3 protein-coding genes, 1 pseudogene and 1 riboswitch are annotated in these 6101 nt (G+C 62.3%); of the genes and pseudogenes, 2 read left to right on the top strand and 2 right to left on the bottom strand.

Features of this window, described 5'->3' with window-relative positions:
* Nucleotides 1-43 precede the first annotated feature (43 nt).
* Nucleotides 44-1681 carry a malate synthase A gene (aceB, locus tag ACEW8N_RS11180; RefSeq protein WP_373499903.1) on the top strand — a complete coding sequence of 546 codons (1638 nt, stop codon included), beginning with the start codon at nt 44-46 and terminating at the stop codon, nt 1679-1681.
* An 85-nt stretch (nt 1682-1766) separates the two neighbouring features.
* Nucleotides 1767-3104 (top strand): isocitrate lyase, encoded by a 1338-nt coding sequence (gene aceA, locus ACEW8N_RS11175; protein ID WP_373499902.1) that lies wholly within the window; start codon nt 1767-1769, stop codon nt 3102-3104.
* A 603-nt stretch (nt 3105-3707) separates the two neighbouring features.
* On the opposite strand, the pseudogene ACEW8N_RS11170 reads toward aceA, so the two are convergent.
* A pseudogene (locus tag ACEW8N_RS11170) lies at nt 3708-4178 on the bottom strand (ExeA family protein); the annotation flags it as partial.
* A gap of 105 nt (nt 4179-4283) precedes the next feature.
* Nucleotides 4284-5894 carry an ExeA family protein gene (locus tag ACEW8N_RS11165; protein ID WP_373499901.1) on the bottom strand — a complete coding sequence of 537 codons (1611 nt, stop codon included), beginning with the start codon at nt 5892-5894 and terminating at the stop codon, nt 4284-4286.
* Nucleotides 5895-5950: 56 nt separating this feature from the next.
* Nucleotides 5951-6026, bottom strand: a riboswitch (cyclic di-GMP riboswitch).
* Between the last annotated feature and the right edge of the window lie 75 nt (nt 6027-6101).

The raw sequence follows: 6101 nt of genomic DNA, 5'->3' as shown, positions 1-6101 counted from the left end.
CGCCGCGTCGTCGACCCATTGAATCCCAGCAGGTAATCACGCCATGGACTCACCCGACACCTCCCAAGCCTCATCCCGCGCCAGCGCCAGCCCGCGCGTCGTGCCCGGATCGCACTTCACGGCTGAGGACCATCCGCAGCGTGACCGGGTCCTGACGCCCGAGGCCCTGGCATTCATCGGAGCGCTGCACGAGCAGTTCGCCTCCGAGGTGCAGGCACTGCTCGCGCGGCGCGAGCACGTGCAGGCACGCATCAGCGGCGGCGCACTGCCGGACTTCCTTGCCGAGACCAGGGCCGTCCGGGACGCTGACTGGCGTGTCCGGGAGTTGCCGCGCGACCTGACGGACCGCCGGGTCGAGATCACCGGTCCGACCGAGCGCAAGATGGTGATCAACGCGCTGAATTCGGGCGCGCGGGTGTTCATGGCGGACTTCGAGGATTCGCTGTCGCCGACCTGGGCCAACGTGTTGAACGGCCAGGTCAACCTGATGGATGCCGTTCGCAGGACGATCTCGTATCGCAGTCCCGAGGGAAAAGAGTATCGGCTCGGGAGCACGCCTGCCGTCCTGACGGTCCGGCCACGCGGATGGCACCTCGTCGAGCGGCACCTTTCATACAATGGAGCGCCCACGTCCGGCGCGCTGGTCGACTTCGGACTGTTCCTGTTCCACAACGCCCAGGCACTGCTCGAACGGGGCACGGGGGCCTACCTCTATCTGCCAAAGCTGGAGAGCCACCGCGAGGCGCGTCTCTGGGCCGAGATCTTCGCCTTCTCCCAGAAGTCCCTTGGATTGCCGCCGGGATCGATCCGATGCACGGTCCTGATCGAAACCATCCTCGCGGCCTTTGAGATGGACGAGATCCTCTACGAACTGCGTGACTACGTCGCCGCGCTGAACTGCGGCCGCTGGGACTACATCTTCAGCTTCATCAAGCGCTTCAGGAAGGTGCCCGGGTACATCTTCCCCGACCGTGCGCAGATCACCATGACCCGGCACTGCATGCATTCCTACTCCCTTCTGGCGGTCAAGACCTGCCACCGGCGGGGCGCCCACGCCATCGGGGGCATGGCGGCCCAGATTCCCATCAAGGGCGACCCCGAGGCCAACGCCGCGGCGCTTCAGAAGGTGCGGGACGACAAGATCCGCGAGGCCTCCGACGGCCATGACGGCACCTGGGTCGCCCATCCGGGGCTGGTGGCCCTCGCCAGGGCGGAATTCGACCGGCTCATGCCCCGGCCCAACCAGGTCGACCGCTTGCGGGAGGATGTGGCCGTGACCCGGGACGACCTGCTGAAGGTGCCCGCGGGGACCATTACCGAAGGCGGGCTGCGCACCAATGTCCGCGTGGGGATCGAATACATGGCGGCCTGGCTCTCGGGCAACGGCTGCGTGCCGCTCTACAATCTCATGGAGGACGCTGCCACGGCCGAGATTTCCCGCACCCAGGTCTGGCAGTGGGTCCACCATCCACTGGGAATCCTGGAGGACGGACGGAAGGTGACCCTGGACCTCTTCCGCGCGGTCACGGCCGAGGAGCTGGCCAAGATCCGCGCGGCCTCGGGAGACGAGGCATTTGAGAAGGGCAACTATCAGCGGGCCGCCCGGTTGTTCGACGACATCATCGCCAACCCGGAGTTTGCGGATTTTCTGACCCTCCGCGCCTATGAACTGCTTGAATAGGGACGGGCGAGCGGCCGTGCACCCCTTCTCCCTTGTTTTTACTGAACCGATGCTTTGAAACCGACCCCCAAGAAAGGAACCCACGATGCTGACCGTCGAAGAGAAAGCCATTGAACTGGAAAAACGGCACTCCTGCCATGAGATCGATTTTGCTGAAATCGACGCCCTCGAGACCCGGTGGAAAACAGATCCCCGTTGGGCGGGCATCTTGCGGCCCTACAAAGCGGCCGAGGTCCTCAACCTGAGGGGCACCCTCAGAATTGAGCACACCTTTGCCAGGATCGGCGCCGAGCGGCTGTGGCGCCTCCTCCAGACCGAGCCTTACGTGGCGGCCCTGGGGGCCCTGACCGGCAACCAGGCGGTCCAGCAGGTGGAGGCCGGGCTCCAGGCCATCTACTTGAGCGGATGGCAGGTCGCGGCCGACAACAACCTGGCCGGCGAGATGTATCCCGACCAGAGCCTCTACCCGGCCAACAGCGTTCCGGCGGTGGTGCGGCGGATCAACAACGCCCTCCGGCGGGCGGATCAGATCCAGGTATTGGACTGCCGCAAGGAAGGCCCCTACTGGTTCGCCCCCATCGTGGCCGACGCTGAAGCCGGCTTCGGCGGGCCCCTCAACGCCTATGAGCTGATGAAGGACATGATCGACGCCGGCGCCGCCGGGGTCCACTTCGAGGACCAGCTCTCCTCGGCCAAGAAATGCGGTCACATGGGCGGAAAGGTGCTGGTGCCGACCCGGGAGTTCATCACCAAGCTCATCGCCGCGCGCCTGGCCGCGGATGTCTGCGACGTGCCCACCGTTCTCATCGCCCGGACCGACGCGGACGCGGCCAACCTCATCACCAGCGACATCGACGAGCGGGACCGGCCCTTCATCATCGGGAACGGGCGATCGTCCGAAGGCTTCCACTGGGTGAAAAGCGGCGTCGAGGCGGCCATCGCCCGGGGGCTCAGCTACGCGCCCTATGCCGACATGATCTGGTGCGAAACCTCCCGGCCCGATCTGGCGCAGGCCAAGCGATTTGCCGAAGGCATCCATTCAAAGTTTCCCGGAAAACTCCTCAGCTACAACTGCTCCCCCTCCTTCAACTGGCAGGCCAACCTGGACGACGCCACCATCGCCAGCTTTCAGCGGGAGCTTTCGGCCATGGGCTACAAGTTCCAGTTCGTCACCCTGGCGGGGTTCCACACCCTCAACCTGGGGATGTTCGACCTGGCCCAGAGCTACAGGAAATCGGGGATGGCCGCCTACTCAAAATTCCAGCAGGAAGAGTTCCGGCATGAACGCGCCGAGGGATATATGGCTACCAGCCACCAGAAATTCGTGGGTGCCGGCTACTTCGACCGCCTCATGAACAGCATCACCCGGGGGGAGAGCTCCGTCGGGGCCATGAAAGGGTCCACCGAGGAGGAGCAGTTCTGATTCCGGTTCCGCCGGGCGGCGGCGGAGGATCCTTGTAGGGGTACGGCGCGCCGTGCCCCTGCGGGTTGCCCGGAAGGAGAGGTCATCCAATTCAGGAGATGTATAAAAGGTAGGCGGTTCCGGGCCGTTGTTTCGGATGGGCGGCGCCTGGCCCACGCCGGGTGTTGACGGCGCCGTCATATCTGTTTTGGATAGATACCCGTCAATCAGGAAGAACGCCAGAAACGATATCAGCGCGATGAACAAGGTCCTCCCGGGATGCCTCGTCCGTTCATAGAAAGCGAATGACATCGCGGGGCGGCCGGATTCGATGTCGTCAACCGCTTTCTGGATAATTTGCGCATCGATCTTGCGGGACCTGCGGGCATGGCCGATGAGGAGCGCATGGTCGCAGATGAGGTTCACGACCCTCGGCACGCCGCCGCTTTTTTTCCGGATCAGGACAAGGGCTTTTGGATCGAACAGCGGTTTTTCCCTGCCCGCGATGCGAAGCCGATGCCGGATGAAGGCCTCGACCGCCTCTTTTCCCATAGGTCGGAGCTCGAACGACATGGCGATCCGCTCCGCCATCGTCGGCGGGGGGCCTTTCCGAAGGGTTTCGAGGATCTCTGGCTGGCCTGCCAGCACGACTTGGAGCAGGGTTTGGTCCTCATTGACATGATCGGCGAATCGTCTCACCGACGCCAGGGCGTTTTCGTCCAGCAGGTGGGACTCATCGATGATCAATACCGCCCATTTTCCGCCCTTGCGGACCTGCGCGAGCCTGAATTTGAGTTTTGCGTATGCATCGACGGGGTTGGATCGGTCGATGGAATGGATGCTCAACTGCCGTGACAGGTCGTAGACGATCCCTTCAAAGCCGGTCTGGGGATGGTTGACCGGGATGATGACGGCATTCGCGTCCAGCTCCCTCATGAGGGCTTGAATCAGGGTCGTCTTGCCGGTCCCCGCATCGCCTGCGACGAGAAGCCATTCCTTGCCCGAGGAGAGGGCGCGGCCCAGAGAATCCAGAACGTCCCCATGCTGCCCGGACAGGTCGAGAAACTCGGGGTCGGGCGTGCCGTCAAACGGCATTCTGTCAAGGCGGTAAAAGCGTCTGTACATGCCTTATCCGTTTTTGGCGGCTGGTTGTCGCACCACGATTGCGGCTGCCGCGGCGCTTCGCGTGGTTTGCCCGTGTCACTGGATGCCCTTGAGGACCTCCATCAGCAACTTCTTCTTCTCGGTATGCGTTTCAGCAGCGGCCTTATCGGCAGCCGCCTTATCGGCAGCAGCCTTATCGGCAGCCGCCTTATCAGCAGCAGCCTTATCGGCAGCAGCCTTATCAGCAGCGGCCTTTTCGGCAGCGGCCTTTTCGGCAGCGGCCTTTTCGGCAGCGGCCTTATCAGCAGCAGCCTTATCGGCAGCAGCCTTATCAGCAGCAGCCTTATCGGCAGCAGCCTTATCGGCAGCAGCCTTATCGGCAGCGGCCTTTTCGGCAGCAGCCTTTTCGGCAGCGGCCTTTTCGGCAGCGGCCTTATCGGCAGCGGCCTTATCGGCAGCGGCCTTATCGGCAGCGGCCTTATCGGCAGCAGCCTTATCAGCAGCAGCCTTGTCGGCAGCAGCCTTGTCGGCAGCGGCCTTATCGGCAGCGGCCTTATCGGCAGCGGCCTTATCGGCAGCGGCTTTATCAGCAGCGGCCTTATCGGCAGCGACCTTATCGGCAGCGACCGGTTTTTCATCTGCCATTCTTTTGGGGGGGGCGGGCGCGTCGACACGATTCCCGTTGATGCTCCCGGCTGCCGGCTGCTGACCCGGGGGCGTCTGTTGATCGACCTGGTCGGTGGCCGTGATTTCGATGCCGGCCTTCCCGCCGGTATCGTCATGCCTGTTTTTCAGGATATAGCCGGCCAGGAGCAGGATGAGGATCGCCGATACCAGCGCGGCCGGGAACGCGAGCTTCCGGCCGGGGCTTTTCTCGAGGGTCGGGAGCTTTCTTGTGGTATAGCCGGACTCCATATCCTCGATCACTTCCGTGATGATCTTTTCACCGATTTTTCGAGAGGATAAGGCATACCCCGTCATCAGGGCATTGTCGCAGATGTGGTTGATGACCCGGGGGACGCCGCGGCTTTTCTCCCAGATCAGGGCGCGCGCCTTTCGATCAAACAGGGGGGTCTGCCTGCCCGCCACGCGCAGGCGGTGCTGAATGTATTTCTCGACCTCGTTTCGGTCCAGGGCCTCCAGGATGCGATTGATGACGATCCGCTGTTTCAGGGATTTCAGGGAATCCTGCTGAAGGGTGCGGTAAATCTCGTTCTGACCGACCAGGACGATCTGGATCAATTTTCGTGTCTCGGTTTCATAATTGGAAAGAAGCCGAATGTTTTCGAGGCATTCCTCCGAGAGCAGATGGGCCTCGTCGATGATCAATACCGTCCGCTTACCCTCCTTGTCCGATTTTTCGAGCTTCACTTTCAGGTGGTGGTAAGACTCCAGCGTGTGGGCCGTCTCGCTGAACGGGATGCCCAGGGTTTTCGAGAGGCGAAACAGGATCTCGGCAAAACCGGGCCGAGGGTTGTTGATGAGGGCGACGAGAAATGTCGGTCCCAGTTCCTTCAGGAGCGCCTGGATGAGGGTCGTCTTGCCGATCCCCACATCCCCTGCCACGAGAATGAATCCCTTCGCATAGGTGATGCCGTAAACCATCGACGCGAGGACCTCCCGGTGGCTCTTGGACAGATAGAGAAACTCCGGGTCGGGGGTATGGTCGAAGGGTCTTTCCTTGAGATGGTAGAAGTTTCTGTACATATCGGAGTGTCGCAACCGCGTCAGGTTAACAATGGAACAGCCGGGTCACCTGACTTTCTGGCAACCCGGCTGTCTGTCTCAAGACCCGTGGCTTTCCGTCCCTATTTCACAATAGGTTTGGCGAATGGTGCTTGTTTTCGGTGAGGCGTTCCCCCGAACAGCGGCGTTCAACCGATCCTCGCCGCCGCGGGGCGTCCTTCCAGCAGT

Source organism: Desulfococcus sp., from assembly GCF_041737845.1.
In the GTDB taxonomy this organism is placed as follows: Bacteria; Desulfobacterota; Desulfobacteria; order Desulfobacterales; family Desulfococcaceae; genus Desulfococcus.
Note: the sequence above shows the minus strand (reverse complement) of the source record. Positions and strands in the feature narration are given on the sequence as shown.

Bases quoted from the DNA above. Each gene is read 5' to 3' on its own strand.
- aceA (WP_373499902.1), top strand. From the start codon at position 1,767: ATGCTGACCGTCGAAGAGAAAGCCATTGAACTGGAAAAACGGCACTCC.
- aceB (WP_373499903.1), top strand. From the start codon at position 44: ATGGACTCACCCGACACCTCCCAAGCCTCATCCCGCGCCAGCGCCAGC.
- ACEW8N_RS11165 (WP_373499901.1), bottom strand. From the start codon at position 5,894: ATGTACAGAAACTTCTACCATCTCAAGGAAAGACCCTTCGACCATACC.